This is a genomic window from uncultured Thalassolituus sp., from assembly GCF_950066645.1.
GTDB lineage: Bacteria > Pseudomonadota > Gammaproteobacteria > Pseudomonadales > Oceanobacteraceae > Thalassolituus.
The window spans coordinates 99836-114768 of sequence record NZ_CATMFB010000010.1 but is presented as its reverse complement, the minus strand read 5'-3'; the positions used below and the strand labels follow the sequence as shown (position 1 = coordinate 114768).

At 54.8% G+C, this 14933-nt stretch carries 18 protein-coding genes; 9 read left to right on the top strand and 9 right to left on the bottom strand.

Translation table 11 applies throughout. The features are described from left to right. Nucleotides 1–125: 125 nt before the first annotated feature. The 7 genes from Q1L85_RS10685 (at nucleotide 126) to ccoM (ending at nucleotide 4429) form a co-directional block, all read left to right on the top strand. A complete protein-coding gene (locus tag Q1L85_RS10685) occupies nucleotides 126–638 on the top strand; it encodes a hypothetical protein (protein WP_300424244.1) in 513 nt (170 codons plus the stop codon). Between the two features lie 129 nt (nucleotides 639–767). Next, entirely contained in the window at nucleotides 768–1025 is a 258-nt protein-coding gene (locus tag Q1L85_RS10680) for a DUF4404 family protein (RefSeq protein ID WP_300424243.1), read from the top strand. Between the two features lie 9 nt (nucleotides 1026–1034). Further along, the gene (locus Q1L85_RS10675) at nucleotides 1035–1469 is read left to right on the top strand and encodes a CBS domain-containing protein (RefSeq protein WP_300424241.1); all 435 of its coding nucleotides are present in this window, start codon (nucleotides 1035–1037) and stop codon (nucleotides 1467–1469) included. A 306-nt stretch (nucleotides 1470–1775) separates the two neighbouring features. After that, nucleotides 1776–2477: a GAF domain-containing protein gene (locus Q1L85_RS10670; protein WP_300424239.1), complete on the top strand. Its 702-nt coding sequence runs from the start codon at nucleotides 1776–1778 to the stop codon at nucleotides 2475–2477. 96 nt (nucleotides 2478–2573) lie between these two features. Continuing rightward, complete coding sequence (locus Q1L85_RS10665; RefSeq protein ID WP_300424237.1) at nucleotides 2574–3737, top strand: glycosyltransferase family 1 protein; 1164 nt, start codon at nucleotides 2574–2576, stop codon at nucleotides 3735–3737. Nucleotides 3738–3757: 20 nt separating this feature from the next. Further along, nucleotides 3758–4072: a hypothetical protein gene (locus Q1L85_RS10660; protein ID WP_300424235.1), complete on the top strand. Its 315-nt coding sequence runs from the start codon at nucleotides 3758–3760 to the stop codon at nucleotides 4070–4072. Between the two features lie 237 nt (nucleotides 4073–4309). After that, nucleotides 4310–4429, top strand: a complete 120-nt coding sequence (gene ccoM, locus Q1L85_RS10655) for a cytochrome c oxidase subunit CcoM (RefSeq protein ID WP_300424234.1) — start codon at nucleotides 4310–4312, stop codon at nucleotides 4427–4429. A gap of 85 nt (nucleotides 4430–4514) precedes the next feature. On the opposite strand, the gene Q1L85_RS10650 is transcribed toward ccoM, so the two are convergent. The 8 genes from Q1L85_RS10650 to Q1L85_RS10615 are packed head-to-tail and all read right to left on the bottom strand — an operon-like array spanning nucleotide 4515 to nucleotide 11976. Continuing rightward, nucleotides 4515–5291 carry a septal ring lytic transglycosylase RlpA family protein gene (locus Q1L85_RS10650; RefSeq protein ID WP_300433100.1) on the bottom strand — a complete coding sequence of 259 codons (777 nt, stop codon included), beginning with the start codon at nucleotides 5289–5291 and terminating at the stop codon, nucleotides 4515–4517. Beyond that, nucleotides 5288–6250, bottom strand: coding sequence for a lytic murein transglycosylase B (gene mltB, locus Q1L85_RS10645; protein ID WP_300424230.1), 963 nt, complete (start codon nucleotides 6248–6250; stop codon nucleotides 5288–5290). Before mltB ends, Q1L85_RS10650 begins: the two co-directional genes overlap by 4 nt. A 12-nt stretch (nucleotides 6251–6262) precedes the next feature. Further along, nucleotides 6263–7414, bottom strand: a complete 1152-nt coding sequence (rodA, locus tag Q1L85_RS10640) for a rod shape-determining protein RodA (RefSeq protein ID WP_300424228.1) — start codon at nucleotides 7412–7414, stop codon at nucleotides 6263–6265. Further along, nucleotides 7414–9267: a penicillin-binding protein 2 gene (mrdA, locus tag Q1L85_RS10635; protein ID WP_300424226.1), complete on the bottom strand. Its 1854-nt coding sequence runs from the start codon at nucleotides 9265–9267 to the stop codon at nucleotides 7414–7416. Before mrdA ends, rodA begins: the two co-directional genes overlap by 1 nt. Before the next feature lie 12 nt (nucleotides 9268–9279). Beyond that, nucleotides 9280–9747, bottom strand: coding sequence for a 23S rRNA (pseudouridine(1915)-N(3))-methyltransferase RlmH (rlmH, locus tag Q1L85_RS10630; RefSeq protein ID WP_300424224.1), 468 nt, complete (start codon nucleotides 9745–9747; stop codon nucleotides 9280–9282). Further along, nucleotides 9744–10091 (bottom strand): ribosome silencing factor, encoded by a 348-nt coding sequence (gene rsfS, locus Q1L85_RS10625; protein WP_300424222.1) that lies wholly within the window; start codon nucleotides 10089–10091, stop codon nucleotides 9744–9746. The genes rlmH and rsfS overlap by 4 nt, the downstream gene beginning before the upstream one ends. A 6-nt stretch (nucleotides 10092–10097) precedes the next feature. Further along, a complete protein-coding gene (gene nadD, locus Q1L85_RS10620) occupies nucleotides 10098–10739 on the bottom strand; it encodes a nicotinate-nucleotide adenylyltransferase (protein WP_300424220.1) in 642 nt (213 codons plus the stop codon). Beyond that, nucleotides 10720–11976, bottom strand: a complete 1257-nt coding sequence (locus tag Q1L85_RS10615; protein WP_300424219.1) for a glutamate-5-semialdehyde dehydrogenase — start codon at nucleotides 11974–11976, stop codon at nucleotides 10720–10722. Before Q1L85_RS10615 ends, nadD begins: the two co-directional genes overlap by 20 nt. Before the next feature lie 126 nt (nucleotides 11977–12102). Between Q1L85_RS10615 and Q1L85_RS10610 the strand changes: the two genes are divergently transcribed. Together Q1L85_RS10610 and Q1L85_RS10605 are read left to right on the top strand one after the other, a co-directional pair. Beyond that, nucleotides 12103–13044 carry a diguanylate cyclase domain-containing protein gene (locus tag Q1L85_RS10610; RefSeq protein WP_300424217.1) on the top strand — a complete coding sequence of 314 codons (942 nt, stop codon included), beginning with the start codon at nucleotides 12103–12105 and terminating at the stop codon, nucleotides 13042–13044. Then, nucleotides 13037–14020: a diguanylate cyclase domain-containing protein gene (locus Q1L85_RS10605; RefSeq protein ID WP_300424356.1), complete on the top strand. Its 984-nt coding sequence runs from the start codon at nucleotides 13037–13039 to the stop codon at nucleotides 14018–14020. Before Q1L85_RS10610 ends, Q1L85_RS10605 begins: the two co-directional genes overlap by 8 nt. On the opposite strand, the gene Q1L85_RS10600 is transcribed toward Q1L85_RS10605, so the two are convergent. After that, the gene (locus Q1L85_RS10600) at nucleotides 14010–14867 is read right to left on the bottom strand and encodes a class I SAM-dependent methyltransferase (protein WP_300424215.1); all 858 of its coding nucleotides are present in this window, start codon (nucleotides 14865–14867) and stop codon (nucleotides 14010–14012) included. The two genes, Q1L85_RS10605 and Q1L85_RS10600, sit on opposite strands and share 11 nt — an antisense overlap. Nucleotides 14868–14933: the final 66 nt, after the last annotated feature.

The following is a 14933-nucleotide window of genomic DNA, read 5'->3' as shown; positions in this document are numbered from 1 at the left end:
ATACTTGTCTATACCTCTGTATGCGTCTCTGATGTCCATTGGTAGCGACCCGTGCACCGACAGAGAGCCGCATGAAGCGACGCCGCTTAAGGATGGGGCGTTCAATTCCCGAACCGAGGGACAGAATGATGGCCGCAGTCGATCTCGACCAAGAGTATTCCCTGAGTACCGGACACCTGGTACCTGTCGCCCTGACCGGACAATCCGGTAAGCAGGTGTTTCTGACCAACCTCCCGGCGCAGTCAGGCCGCTCCGGACTGGTAGGGTATACCCCTCAGTTGCAGGAACTGATTGCCGAGGCAATGCCGTTTGCCTGGCACGTGCTCGACCGGCAGAAAGCTGCGGCTGATCAGCCGTTACATCTTTTTTATATCAACCCTAAAGAGCCGTTAGAGTCCAATGTCGACCGCCTGGTCGATTTTCTGCGGAGTCTCGCCGGAACCCACCGCACCTGGCTGCCACTCTCAAGCAGCCATACGATGATGATGCATACCCTGTTGCTGAGCCTGCCACAGCTCGTCGGCCTTGAGTTGTCGTCACTGACGTTGCTGCACATCGGTGATAACGCACTGCACCCCGGACTGGAGCTTCTCGCCAGAAATCATGGCATGGGCTACTGTTTTCACGCGCTTTACTGATCTGTGTTGGTAACCGTTTCTCTCACTGCGCTAGACTGATCAGGCGCAGAGAGTGAAACGATCCCGTTTTTTCTTACTCTGACTGTTTACTATGGTTCCTCTGCAACAGGGGATGCTAAGGAGAGAGATATGCCAGATACTCAGCTTAAAGCACAACTCGAACAGCTTCATCAGGCCTTATCATCAGGCCCTGAACTGGACGACGAAAGCCGCGAACTGCTCAGCCGCATCGCCGGCGATATTGATTCACTGGATATCGATGCAGACGATACGTCCGATCTGTCTGATCTGATTCAGGAGCAGGCGATCCGCTTTGATCAGGAGCACCCTGCGCTGTCGGCTACGTTACGTCAGCTAATAGATACACTGGGGCGCATGGGCGTCTGAGGAGTCGTTATGCGACATATGCCTACTCTGACAGAACTGATGACTGCATTTCCTGTGCATGTTGATGAAGAAACCAGCCTGGCGGATGCGTCCAGACAAATGGAAAAACACCATTGTCACCACCTCCCTGTGATGAATCATCATGAGGTGGTCGGACTGCTTTCCAGAACCGATCTGGAATTAGCCCGTCAGCCCGGTCACGCCCTCAGTGACGTCAGTGAGCTGACCGCAGGAGATATGTGTCAGCGTGATCTGATGCGTTTTGACCTGCACACCCGCGCTGATGTTGTGCTGGATCGGATGCTTGATGATGATCTTGATGCCGTTCTGATTATGAAGCGCGACCGCCTGGCTGGCATTTTTACCGCGCAGGATGCCGTACGCGGTTTTTCCCGCTGGTTGAAAAAAGAATACCTGCCTGACGACGACCCGGAAATTGCCTGACGCCCGTCAGGTAATACCTGCACTCTTTGGGAGCTGCGTTCTCTAAAAGTGCCTTGTTATGGGGCGCACTTTTATGATCCACTGAGCCGTCTGATTTTCCACCGAAATTCTCTGCAAAATAAGCAAACTGTCATATAGATGAAAAAAAGCTTTCATCGACAATGGGTTAGCCTGTTTCCGCTGTTTCGAAAGCTTTGAGTTCATGTGTGTCGGTGAGGCAGACGGGGCTGTACCAGAGGTATTTAAAACTATTTTTAAAGCTGGTACGGGTTTTGCGACAGCATATGCATTCAGGAGGAGCAGCCTATGTACAAGATCGCAGATATTCAGGATTACCGTAAGAACGCTTCCAGCGATTCATCCCCATTTGCCTGGATGGATGGCCTGGCGCACATTCTCGAAACCCGTTACCACGATGAAGACTGCATTCAGCAGATGCTGACTCTGGCGACCGAGCTCACCGGACTGAGCAATATCTCTGTTGCCATTCCCGATTCTCCAAGCCGCTTCAAGGCGCAGTACTGTTCAACCGGAATCACCAACGGTGTTTACAGCTTCGCAGTGCAGCACGCTCTGTGTCGTCAGTTTGAAAGCCGTGAGTGGCTGGTCATTCAGGAAAACAGCGAGCGTCCGGAACGTTTTGATCCGCAGCTGGATAAGCTGACAGGCGCTCCCCGCTGCCTGCTGGTGCCACTGACTCTTCGTCAGTCAGTACTGGCGGTGATGGTTCTTGATCTGCGTGGTTGCACACCAGCATCCGTGGATGTGACTCTGATCCATTTTATCGGTGCACAGATCGCAAATATTCTCGCGACTCAGGTCGTGCCGAATTTTAAAACGCTTTATGCACGTCCATATCAGCGGGTTCAGGAAGACGAACTGGGTGATATTTACGCTGCCATTGATAAGTGCAACGGCAATAAAACGATGGCTGCGAAGGTGCTGGGTCTGACCCCTCGCCAACTGCGTTACCGCCTGTCAAAACTGGGTGAAGAAGCAGAAGCATAACGTCGGCTGGCGCCCGGGAAAAGCGGGTGCCTTAATGAAACTGTCATTGATAACACGGCACACTTCAGCTTAACAAAGCAGTCCGTCGGATTATTTATGACAGTTCAGCACCTGTGCGTTGTAACAGAAACGTACCTACCTGAAGTTAATGGCGTTGCTAACTCTCTGCAGCGCCTTATTTCTCATTTATCACCTGAAGCGTTCCGCACCAGTCTTGTCCGCACGACCCCGCGCACGGAGTATCCGGCACAGGGGCACGAACTGCGTCTGCGTGGGGTGACTATCCCTCAATACCCTGAACTTCAGCTGGGACTCCCGGCGTACAGAAAAATCCGCAGGTTCTGGGAGCAGGACCGGCCCGATATTGTTTATGTGGCGACCGAGGGCTTGATGGGTGCGTCTGCTGTGGCTGTTGCCCGGACGATGGGGATTCCTGTCGTCAGCGCATTTCATACGAATTTTCATCACTACAGCGGTTATTACGGCCTGAGCTGGATTAAAAGTACAGTCATGGCCTGGATGCGGCGTTTTCATAATCGCACAGCCATGACACTGGTGCCCTCACGGGTGATGGTGCGCGAGCTTCAGGAGGCAGGTATTACCAATGTGAGTTGTCTTCCGCATGGGGTGGACTGCCATACCTTTAACCCTGCTCACCGGTCTGCGCAGTTGCGTCAGCAATGGCAGTGTCAGCCAGGGGAGCAGGTGGCTCTGTACGTTGGTCGCCTGGCCGCCGAAAAAAATATTCGTGTCGCTATGGAAGCCGCCGATGAGTTACGCCGGCAGGGACGTAAGATCCGTATGGTTGTGGTGGGCGATGGGCCGCAGCGTGACGTGCTGGAAACCGAATTTCCTGATGCGATATTTATGGGCGTTCAGACCGGCGAGGCGCTGTCGCAATGCTTTGCATCGGCCGATATTTTTCTGATGCCGAGCAAGACAGAGACCTTCGGTCTGGTGACACTGGAGGCGATGGCCAGTGGCCTTCCGGTGGTTGCTTACCCATTAGCGGCAGCCGCAGAATGCGTGCGACAGGGCGTGGATGGTGTACTGGCAGGGGGGCTTGAGAGTCGCGACTTCAGTCATGCCCTTGTTGCAGCGCTCAGACTGGATACAACGCTGATGGGACTCGATGCCCGGGCTCAGGCTGAAACAATGTCCTGGGAATCTGTGGCCAGTCGTTTTGAAAATTTTGCGGCGGTTCTGATGCGCAGCCAACATCACGACGATATGGTACAGGCCTTGCAGAACTCCCACTGATAATTATATCAGGGGGAGATATGGTTGAGTTCAATCGACGCAGTATTGCTTTGCTCCGACAGATAAAAAAACTGGCGAAGGACGAAGCCGGTTGTGAAATTCACTTCGATTCGCCCACACTCGAAAAGGACCTTCGTCTACTGGTGCAGAGCGGTGTGAGCGCTGAATTGCTTGGGATTGTGGAGGATTTTCTGCCAACACAGGAGCCTGCAGTTCAGCCTCAGTTTGAAGAAACCCGTCGGGTATACCGGGGTTGTGAATTACTGATCGACGACGCTGACAGAGTTCGGGGGGATTCTGGAAGACGTTATCGGGGGCAGATGATCACTGCCTGATTGTGCTTTACGCTGGTGCAATTATTGATAGTGTGATCAATAATAGTGCTCGTTAACGCATCAGCAGTGCAGAGTCTGACTTTCCTGCCTTCAAAGTTGATGCACATCAAGACCGGGACCGGGCTTCGCTCTGCCCGGTTTTTCTTTTGATACAGATCAATTTCATCCTGCAGCACCTTGCTACATTGAAATCAGTAACGCAGTACTCCCTGCATCTGACATCAAGAGGTGATGATTATGTTTATGGATGAAGTGGTATTTTCTGGCCTGGCAATCGTTGGACTGACCTGTGCGTTTTTCGTAGGGGTCTACATCGCAGTGAAAAATGATATTAAAAAGCATGGCACTGGTGAGTAACCCGCTACTGCTTTTAAACCGTATGAAGAGTACCTGATTGGCCATCGGTTTTCTGATGGCCTTTTTTGGGGCCTGGGATTTCTGTTCAGTCTTCCAGCTGGTGCTGCGACAGCCGCAAAGGCGAGTCAAAACCTGCATTTTTCAGAGAGGCGATGGCTGATTCCAGATCGGTGTCTTTTACGGGGCCCAGACGTACCCTGTGTAGCGTACGATCACCCGAACGCTTTTCCGCAACCATCACTGGCCATTTATGAGAGGTTGCTTCCTGAACTCGTGTGCTCAGTGTCTGCGCGGATTCCGGTGTGCTGACGGCACCGATCTGCAACCAGTGGACTGAATTCATCAGTGGGGCGGCAATCACTTCCACCCGCACGGGCGCCGTTCCTGCTTTGTCTATGCCCAGTCTGACGGCCGCTGCGTATGAAAGATCGATCACCCGGCCTTCGTGGAATGGCCCGCGGTCGTTCACTCTGACGACGACAGAATCACCTGTGTCCTGACGGGTGACCCGTACGTAACTGGGAAGCGGCAGATGCTTATGGGCAGCGGTCATCTGATACACATCAAATATCTCGCCATTGGACGTGCGGTGCCCATGAAACTTCATGCCATACCAGGAGGCAATCCCGTTTTCGCTGAAGCCTTCTGCGTTGTCCATGACCTCATATTCGATGCCCCGGACCTTATAGCGTTTGGGATTACCCAGAGGGCTCTTTGGTTCAGAGACAGGAACCGCGTCGACAATCTTGCCTGGGTCGGCGATTGCGTCCGGAGTGAAATCGTCAGCGTGCTGATAGCGTGAGGTCGTGCTGCAGCCACCGAGCAGAAATACTGCGGTCGCTGCACAGATCAGAAATTTCACTGAGTCAGAGCCTCACTCAGCTGGTAGACTGCCATCGCGTAAAGCTTGCTGTGGTTGTACTGGGTGATGACGTAGAAGTTGTATTCACCCAACCAGTATTCTTCACCTTGCTTGCCCTCGAGCATCATCAGGTTGGCTGGTCGTTCAGCTGCGGACGGTACTGACAGGGTCACACCTGCAGACGTCAGTGCGCCGACGGTAGAATCCGGCTTACGCCCTGTATTAACCAGCGCCTGGTAGTTATCCCCGGCGACCGTTACCCGCTGCGTGACCGGCTCGCCGGTACGCCAGCCGTGTTCGCTGAAGTAGTTCGCTACGCTGTGAATCGCATCGACAGGATTTCCCCAGAGGTCGCGTTTTCCGTCACCATCGCCGTCTACGGCATAGGCCAGGTAGCTGGTCGGAATAAACTGTCCGTAACCCATGGCACCGGCGTAAGAGCCTTTGATCGTGCCCGGGTCGACACCTTCCGCTTCGGCCAGTGCAAACATGGCTTTCAGTTCGCGCCAGAACAGTGGACGTTTCGGATAATCAAATGCCAGCGTCGACAGAGAATCGAGTACGCGGTAGCCACCCTGACGGGTTCCGTAAAAGGTTTCGACACCGATAATGGCCCCGATGATTTCCTTCGGCACACCGTATTTCTGCTCAGCATCGGCCAGCGTGTCCTTGTGAGTTTCAAGGAAATTTCTGCCAGCCTCGATCCGCTTGCGGGTCAGAAATATATCCTGGTAGCGGTCCCAGTTAAGAACCCCTTCAGCAGGGCGTTGAATGGCTTCAAGAACCGAATCCATGCGCTCAGCCTGACTCAGCCATTTTTTCACTTCTGCCGCTGGAATCTGATATTCCTTTTCCACTTCAGCAGCAAACTCGGCAAAGCGGGGATGAGTATCGTAGCCAGCATGAGATACCGAAATGACGCTGGCGAGGAGGGTGCCTGTAAGGAATGAAAAACGCATAAAACTATCCTTTTATTTCCTCTGTCGATGGGTGTACATCGACATAATAAGTCCGAAGCCCAACAGCAGGCTGACCACTGAGGTCCCGCCATAGCTGACCAGGGGAAGAGGAACGCCGACGACGGGCAGAATACCGCTGACCATGCCGATGTTCACGAAAACATAAATAAAGAATGTAATCGACATACTACCTGACAATAAACGTCCGAACAGGGTTTCACAACGGGACGAAATATAAAGGCAGCGCAGAATAATCAGGGCATAAAGCGTGAGCAGCAGACAGACACCAATCAGTCCGGTTTCTTCAGCGAGTACCGCGATAATAAAATCGGTGTGGCTCTCAGGCAGAAACTCCAGCTGAGACTGTGATCCCATGAGATAGCCCTTGCCATGGATGCCTCCGGAACCGATCGCAGTTTTTGATTGAATAATGTTCCAGCCGGTGCCCAGTGGGTCAGATTCCGGGTCCAGGAAGGTCAGAACCCGTTGTTTCTGATAATCGTGCATAACGAAAAACCACATCACCGGTGCCATCGCCGCAACGATGCTGATCATCGACAGGATCAGCGCCCAGGACATACCCGCAAAAAACAGCACCAGCATTCCCGATGTGCTGATCAGAATGGAGGTGCCCAGGTCGGGCTGCTTGAGAATCAGAACCGTCGGCACGACGATAATGATCATCGCCTGAAGCAGATCTTTAAAGCGCGGCGGGACCGGCCGTTTTGCCATAAACCAGGCGACGGTCAGAGGCAGTGCCAGTTTCACCAGTTCTGATGGCTGAAAACGCGGCAAGGCGCCTGGAAGGTCCAGCCAGCGCTGCGCCCCTTTGGCGCCCACCCCGAACAGCAATACCCCGATCAATAGCAGAACACCCGTACCCCAGGCCCAGGGTGCGATCAGCTGAAACAGACGTGGAGGAATCTGGGCGGTAATGATCAGCAGAACGATACCGATCCCGAAGTGAATGGCCTGACGACGTACCATTCCGAAGTCCTGTCCGCTGCCGCTGTAGAGTATCAACAGGCCCGTGGCCGCCAGCGCCAGAATCAACAGCAGCAGAATCAGATCAATATGGATACGCGCAAAAAAAGCATCACTGCCACTGAAACTGTAGTGGTGCGAAGGCGTTGATACGGTGCGACTGAAATCGGTACTGGCCATCAGCCTTCTGCGCCTCCGAGATATTCGTTGATAAGAGCCTGAGCAATCGGAGCAGCGGTACGCCCGGATGACTCACCATTTTCTACCAGGACAGCCACCGCAATCTGAGGATTTTCGACCGGTCCGAAGCCCATGAACCAGGCATGATCACGCTGACGTTCTTTCAGGGCCTCGGAATCGTATTTCTCCCCCTGGGGAATACTGACCACCTGAGCGGTGCCGGTTTTGCCAGCAATCGGGAAACGCAGATTCTTCAGCAGGCTGCGTGCTGTACCGTGCCGTCCTGTAATAACGTGCTCCATGGCGGTGAACATGCGATCCCAGTTGCGTTCGTCATTCAGTTGAATATCGTCAATGGGGCCATGCTCTATGGCAATGGGCTCATCGTTTTCAGCCAGTAACAGGTGAGGCACCTGCCACTTACCGCGGTTAGCTAATACGGCGGTGGCCGTTGCCATCTGCAATGGCGTGACCAGCATAAAGCCCTGGCCAATCCCGAGGTTGACCGTATCGCCCGGATACCAGGCGCTGCGACGGTAAGCCCGTTTCCATTCTTTGTCTGGCAGCAGTCCGGAGGTGGCTGTGATGACATCAAGTGACATATCGCGGCCAAACCCAAATTTGCCCAGAAAGGGGGTCAGGCGGTCGATCCCGGTGCGTACAGCAATATCGTAGAAATAGGTATCGCAGGATTCAACCACGGCGGCTTCCAGATCGACCGTACCATGACCTTCGCGTTTCCAGTCACGATAGAAGCGTTCATCGTTTTCCAGCTGGTACCAGCCGGGATCTTTGATGCGGTAATTCCAGGACGTGGCGCCTGCCTGCAGGGCGGCGAGACCAATAAAAGGTTTCAGCGTGGAAGCCGGTGGATAGGTGCCGTAACCCGCCCGGTCAATCAGCGGCTTGTCGGGGTCATTGTTCAGCAGACCGTAGTCAGCATAAGAAATGCCGGTCACGAACGCGTTAGGATCAAACGACGGATTGCTGAAGTGAGCCAGTATGCCGCCGGTTTCCACTTCGATGGCGACGACGGCGCCACGACGCCCTTCCATCAGCTCTGCGGCCAGTAACTGCAGGCGACTGTCGAGGTGCAGAGTCAGGTCAGTGCCTGGCTCCGGGTTCTGACGCTCCAGAGTTCTCAGCAGACGCCCACGGGCATTCGTTTCTACTTTTTCATAGCCGACGTTGCCGTGCAGCAGGTGTTCATAACGCCGCTCAATGCCGGTTTTTCCGATGTACTGGGTTGCACTGTAGCGTCGTTTGTTTTCTTCATCCTGCTCCAGTTTTTCCTGATCCATCTGGTTGATCCGGCCAACGTACCCAAGGACGTGGGCGAAGGCTTTGCCCTGAGGGTAGTGACGTACGAGCTGAGCTTCTACGTCGACACCGGGCAGGTAATAACGATTGACTGCGACTGCAGCGATTTCTTCTTCGCTGAGTTTGTGGCGGAGCACCACGGGCTCAAATGGACGGCGGCGGTAACTCAGGCGCTTTTCAAACTGTTCGCGGTCACGCTCGCTGACGCCGACCAGATCATTGAGAAACTGCAGCGTCTCTTCGAGGTCCCGGGTGCGCTCCGGCACTATGGTCAGAGAGTAATAGGGAATGTTCTCTGCCAGCAGAACGCCGTTACGATCATAGATAAGACCGCGGTTGGGGCCGACCGGACGAATCTGTACGCGGTTATTGTCTGACAGGTCTTTGTATTTTTCGTGCAGCTCGACCTGCAGGTAGACCATGCGCCAGGTCAGGCCCCCCAGTGCGATCAGGACGATGATCGCGGCAACAATGGCTCGGGCGCGGAACAGACGGCGCTCAAATGATTTATCCCTGAAAGACTGTTCCCACATGCGCCGGTGCCCTTACTTATGGTAGGGGTGGCCCTGGAGGATGGTCCAGGCGCGGTAGAGTTGTTCGGCCATCAGTACGCGGACCAGAGGGTGGGGCAGTGTGAGGTTTGACAGTGACCAGCGCTGCTGCGCGAGCTTCATAATCTCTGGCGTCATACCATCCGGGCCACCAATCAACAGGGCAACATCGCCACCCTGCATGCGCCAGCCTTCCAGCTCTCGCGAGAGTTGTTCCGTGGACCAGGCTTTGCCTTCGACGGCGAGTGCGACGACGTGATCCTGTGGCCGCAGCGCTTTGCGGAGGGCTTCTGCCTCCTGCTGCATGGCCTTTTCAATACTGGCGTTCTTGCCCCTGTGTCCCGGGCTGAGTTCGACCAGCTCCAGCGCGCAATCGGCTGGCATCCGGCGTGCGTATTCCTGGTAGCCCTGTTCTACCCACGCCGGCATCTTATTTCCGACCGCAAGCAGCCGGAGCTTCATGCGTCTTTCTGTCCGGAATTCCCGGGTTCGCCCCAGAGACGCTCCAGATCATAGAAATGACGCGCCTGCTCGGTCATGACGTGGACAACAACATCAATGAGGTCAATAAGAACCCAGTCTGAAGCCGCCCGGCCTTCCGTGCCGTTAGGGCGCAGACCGGCGTGCTTGGCCTTCTCTTCGACGTTGCCCGCCACGGCGTTAACGTGGCGGCTGGATGTACCATTGGCGATGATCATCCAGTCGGTAACTGAGGTGCGGCCGCGGACATCGAGAACAGTGATGTTCTGCGCTTTCATATCGTCAAGCGCGTCGATGACCAGCTCTTTAATTTGCTCGGTTTGCATGCAGTCCTATCGGTATAGTTGGTGTTGATCAATGTAACTGATCACCTCAGGGGGTGTCAGAAAGGCGATATTGTCGCCCCGCTTGATAGCCGCGCGCAAGTCGGACGCAGAGATATCCAGTTCGGGCCACTGTAAATGGCAGATGCCGCCATGGTTCAGCGTCAGAAAGTCTGACGGAACACAGCGTCGTTCGCTGATCAGAGTACCCAGCCAGCCTGCTGTACTGGCAGACTCTCCCGGGCGGGAAATGACCAACAAATTGACGTTGTTGAGCACGGTCCCGGGCTGATGCCAGCGCGGCAGACCATTCCAGGCATCGTTACCCATCACCCAGGTCAGGGGAGTATCAGGCAACTGCTGGCGCAGCAGTGACACTGTGTCGGCGGTGTAGCTGAGCTGCTCGCGCTGCAGTTCGATATCACTGACCTCAATGCCTTCCAGATTCTCTGTCGCGAGGGTCAGCATCTGCAACCGCTGCTCAGCGCTGGCGCCGGGATGATCGCGGTGCGGTGGAGTACGGTTCGGAATCATGATGACCCGTCCGAACCCAGCCTCACGAAGGCGGATGGCGATGCGCAGGTGGCCGATGTGGACGGGATCGAATGTCCCGCCCAGCAGCGCTACCGCGTTATTCGCGGATTTCGCCATTGCCAAGAACGACGTATTTCTGAGATGTCAGGCCATCGAGACCGACCGGGCCACGGGCGTGGATCTTATCGGTAGAAATACCGATCTCAGCACCCAGACCATATTCGAAGCCATCAGCAAAGCGTGTCGAGGCATTGACCATCACTGACGAGCTGTCGACCTCAGTCAGGAACTGACGGGCCAGGGTATAGTTTTCAGTGATGATGCTGTCGGTGTGATGAGAGCCGTAATGATTAATGTGCTCAATGGCTTCATCGATGTCGGCGACGACTTTGACAGACAGGACCGGCGCCAGGTATTCGGTGTGCCAGTCTTCCTCGGTGGCCGCGATAATATCGTTCAGTACAGCGCGGGTTTTCTCGCAGCCGCGCAGCTCAACGTTCAGTTGCCCGTACGCAGTCGCCAGTTCAGGCAGAATTTTTTCGGCCACAGCGGCGTGCACCAGCAGGGTTTCCATGGTGTTACAGGTGCCATAGCGGTGCGTTTTGGCATTGATCGCGATGTTGATGGCTTTGGTGTGGTCTGCTTCTGCATCGATAAAGACGTGACAGATGCCGTCCAGATGCTTGATAACAGGCACACGGGCTTCAGCACTGATGCGCTCAATCAGGCCTTTGCCTCCGCGAGGCACGATGACGTCAACGTATTCGGGCATCGTAATCAGACTACCAACTGCAGCACGGTCGGTGGTTTCGACAACCTGAACGGCACCATCAGGCAGACCGGCTGCCTGCAGACCCGTGCGGATGCAATCGGCGAGTGCCCGGTTAGAGGCAATGGCTTCGGAGCCGCCGCGCAGAATGGCTGCGTTACCTGATTTCAGACACAGGCTGGCGGCTTCAATCGTGACGTTCGGGCGGCTCTCGTAAATAATGCCAATCACTCCGAGTGGCACGCGCATTTTGCCAATCTGGATGCCACTCGGGCGATATTTCATATCGGTAATTTCGCCGACGGGATCAGGCAGGGTAGCGACCTGCTGCAGGCCTTCGATCATAGTGTCGATGCGACCGTCGGTCAGCTCCAGGCGATCCAGCAGCGCAGCGTCGAGACCGTTGGTCCGGCCACGTTCCATATCTTCGGCGTTTGCGGCGCGCAGTGCGTCACGCTGGCGGGTGATTTCATCGGCGATGGCCAGCAGCGCGCGGTTTTTGTCGTTGGTGGACGCCCGGGCCATGGCGCGGGAAGCAGCGCGGGCCTGCTGACCCAGTGTCTGCATATATTCAGCAACGTTCATCTGAAATTCCTTCAATCTGAGGGACTGTGCGCAGAATGGCACGGTCGTAGTGTGCGATAGTATACACGAACTACTACACTGTTCAGCGAGGGTCGTAAGACCGTTCATCAACAGGATTGTTATTTCATGGAAAAAGCCCAGTTTCACAGCCTCGTCGTACTGCAGGTTAAAGTGCTGTACTGCCTGTTCGCTGCTCTGGCACTGAGTGTGATTGCGGTCATCGACCTGGTCGAAACCCACACAATATTCGCAGCACTGGCTGCCGGATTTTCACTGACACTGCTGCTGTATGCACTGATGCTGCTGATGCGCGGTAAGCAGAGAGTGTCTCCCTGGCCGGAATGGGTTCTGATTACATCAGTGGCCTTGTTTACCCTGTTCGGAATGCAGCAGAGTGCGCAGGTGGTTCATTGGGTGTACTTCGTGCCGGGGTATATCTATTTTCTGTTTGCCTTTCATGTCGCGAGTTATCTTGCACTGGTGTACAGCACGGCCATGGTGCTGATGATTCTCAGCGAGTTCGACAGCTTCCTGCGTCTGCAGATTCTGTTTACCTACGGTGCCTGTTACGCCTTCGCGGTCATGTTTGCTCTGATAAACGAGCGCAATAATCGTGACCTCAGTGCCATCGTCAACACTGACCCCGTCACTCAGGTCTATAACGAGTATCAGCTGCGCCTGGATATGACGAAAGAAATGACCCGTGCCGATCGCCAGAGTGATGAGTTGAACCTGGTGGCCGTTGCGGTACCTCAGGCCTGGGATATGCTGAAAACGGAAGAATATGAAGCCCGTCTCAGTTATCTGGGTAAGAAACTCAAGCGTTGCCTGCGCCGTTTTGATACCTGCTACCGCCTGCACTCGGATCATTTTGTGGTGCTGATGCCCCATAGCGACGAAGCCGATGGTGAAATTCTGGCTGAGAATCTGATGGATGACCTGACCGGCAGTAACCGATACGAAGGGGTGGCCAACATCCGGATTCATCACGAGCGTTACCACCCGGAAGATGACGTGTCGGCGATTATCGAACGAATAGAAGGAGCGCTCCGTGCTGCGAATGAATGAACTGCCGCAGGAGCAGCTGTTACCGCGACTTCAGGCCATGGTCTACACCCTGGTGGCCGCCGCACTCCTGCTGTTGATTTACGATCAGTATCGTCAGGGCCTGTATTCGCTGGTGCTGTCCAATGCGGTCTCGATACCGGCTTTCCTGTTCAGCGCGATATACATTTATATCAATCGCGACAGAGACGCTTTTCTCTGGGTGAATTACCCGCTCGTCGGCTTGTTGGTCGGGCTGGCGCTGTTTCAGCTACCGGATTATCCGGAACTGATGACGCACTACCTCTTCGCGATTCCGATGTTTACCTACTTCTGTCTGCCAATGATGCACGCGACCTGGTGCAACATGACGGTCGCTGTATTAATGGCTGCTGTACTCTGGGTGCATGAGGATGTACTGGTTGCTCTCAGGTACACCACTAACTTTTCACTGCTGGTGGTCTCGGCCTGGTGTTTTTCCTATCTGACCTTGTTGAAAGGTGCGTCACTGCAGCGCCTGGCATTGACGGATCAGGTGTCTGGCGCCTATAACCGCGAACACTTTTATCACCTGCTCGAACGGGAGATCGCCCGAGGTGAAGCAACCCGTCAGAGTGTCAGTCTGATCGGTATCGTGCTTGATGATTATCGTCAGTTGATTGATCTGCACGGCAACCGTTCAGTGTTGCAGTTTCTGCCACGCTTCGTGCGGCGCATCCGGCAGTTGATCCGGGGGGAAGACGATATTTTCCGTATGGACGACGACCTGATTATTCTGGTGTTGCCGAATTGCGGTGAAGAAGGAGCGATCGTTCTGATGGAGCGTATGAAACGCAAGATTCAGGAGCAGTCGTGGAAGCCCTTCGCAGAGCTGTCAATCAGCGTTGCTGCGGTCACCCGCAATCATGAAGAGACAACGGCTTCACTGGAGAAGCGCTTGCTGGCACGTTTGCAGAAGCAGCAACGCACCAGCCTGCAGCTCGCGGCGTTCAGCGACTGACGCCAGCCTTGATGATCCGGACGAGGGTCTGGATTTTCACTTGTGGCAGATGGCTTAGCTTGCCATAAAAACTGGCCGGGTCGAGGACCTCGACCTGGCTGAAGCCGTCTCCCTGAAAACCTTCCCGGATGGCTTTGTCAGAAGGGTAGTGCAGCGGCCATTGTCCGCGGGTGAACAGCCCCACCAGTTTCTGGGCGAACTTCACATAGCGGTACGACGGATGCTCGGCGAAATCAGGGTAGAGATCGGTCACATACCAGCCTTTCGGAAATACCTTCAGGCCGCTGGCCATGCGTGACCAGACTTCGCGGATTTCATCCAGTTCGAAATAATTGACCAGCCCTTCGGTGATAATCAGGGTGGGCTGTTCAGGATCGAGTTCAGCCAGCAGTGCTCCGAGAGACTCCGGGCCATCAGCATTCAGAATGTTACACTCGCGCACTTCGTGTCCTTCCGACATGCCAACCTGCTGGAGCAGTGAGCGCTTACGTGCGGCCATTCCAGGGAGGTCCCCCTCGATATAGCGCAACTGTGGGTACGCTTTCTTCAGGCGGTAGCCGCGTGGTGATAGTCCACAGGCCAGCTCGACAATCTGAGTCACGCCTTCTTTTTCAATCAACTCCTGCACCTGGTGGTCGATCACCGAATGTCGCTGTAGCAGAAAAATATCAATATCTGCACCGGCAAGCAGGCGCAACAGTGCATTGACCGGCGCCAGAGTTGCATTGGCGAATCGTCCGGCTGACGTCACGAAGCCGCGTGCGGAGAGACCATGTTTGTACCAGATGTAGCCAGTGTAGTGAGCACTCACACTGATACGGGATGTGTCGGTAGATGCTGCCTTCATAATTATTCTTCTTAGGGAGACTCCGGATTTATCCGGTAATCCCCGGGTTTCTTCCTGACGGGGTTG

Excerpts from the sequence above, each read along its gene's own strand:
- rlmH (WP_300424224.1), bottom strand. The coding sequence starts at position 9,747 with ATGAAGCTCCGGCTGCTTGCGGTCGGAAATAAGATGCCGGCGTGGGTA.
- rsfS (WP_300424222.1), bottom strand. The coding sequence starts at position 10,091 with ATGCAAACCGAGCAAATTAAAGAGCTGGTCATCGACGCGCTTGACGAT.
- Q1L85_RS10665 (WP_300424237.1), top strand. The coding sequence starts at position 2,574 with ATGACAGTTCAGCACCTGTGCGTTGTAACAGAAACGTACCTACCTGAA.
- ccoM (WP_300424234.1), top strand. The coding sequence starts at position 4,310 with ATGTTTATGGATGAAGTGGTATTTTCTGGCCTGGCAATCGTTGGACTG.
- mrdA (WP_300424226.1), bottom strand. The coding sequence starts at position 9,267 with ATGTGGGAACAGTCTTTCAGGGATAAATCATTTGAGCGCCGTCTGTTC.
- Q1L85_RS10675 (WP_300424241.1), top strand. The coding sequence starts at position 1,035 with ATGCGACATATGCCTACTCTGACAGAACTGATGACTGCATTTCCTGTG.
- Q1L85_RS10680 (WP_300424243.1), top strand. The coding sequence starts at position 768 with ATGCCAGATACTCAGCTTAAAGCACAACTCGAACAGCTTCATCAGGCC.
- rodA (WP_300424228.1), bottom strand. The coding sequence starts at position 7,414 with ATGGCCAGTACCGATTTCAGTCGCACCGTATCAACGCCTTCGCACCAC.
- Q1L85_RS10605 (WP_300424356.1), top strand. The coding sequence starts at position 13,037 with ATGAATGAACTGCCGCAGGAGCAGCTGTTACCGCGACTTCAGGCCATG.
- nadD (WP_300424220.1), bottom strand. The coding sequence starts at position 10,739 with ATGGCGAAATCCGCGAATAACGCGGTAGCGCTGCTGGGCGGGACATTC.
- Q1L85_RS10600 (WP_300424215.1), bottom strand. The coding sequence starts at position 14,867 with ATGAAGGCAGCATCTACCGACACATCCCGTATCAGTGTGAGTGCTCAC.
- Q1L85_RS10610 (WP_300424217.1), top strand. The coding sequence starts at position 12,103 with ATGGAAAAAGCCCAGTTTCACAGCCTCGTCGTACTGCAGGTTAAAGTG.
- Q1L85_RS10685 (WP_300424244.1), top strand. The coding sequence starts at position 126 with ATGATGGCCGCAGTCGATCTCGACCAAGAGTATTCCCTGAGTACCGGA.
- Q1L85_RS10670 (WP_300424239.1), top strand. The coding sequence starts at position 1,776 with ATGTACAAGATCGCAGATATTCAGGATTACCGTAAGAACGCTTCCAGC.
- Q1L85_RS10660 (WP_300424235.1), top strand. The coding sequence starts at position 3,758 with ATGGTTGAGTTCAATCGACGCAGTATTGCTTTGCTCCGACAGATAAAA.
- mltB (WP_300424230.1), bottom strand. The coding sequence starts at position 6,250 with ATGCGTTTTTCATTCCTTACAGGCACCCTCCTCGCCAGCGTCATTTCG.
- Q1L85_RS10615 (WP_300424219.1), bottom strand. The coding sequence starts at position 11,976 with ATGAACGTTGCTGAATATATGCAGACACTGGGTCAGCAGGCCCGCGCT.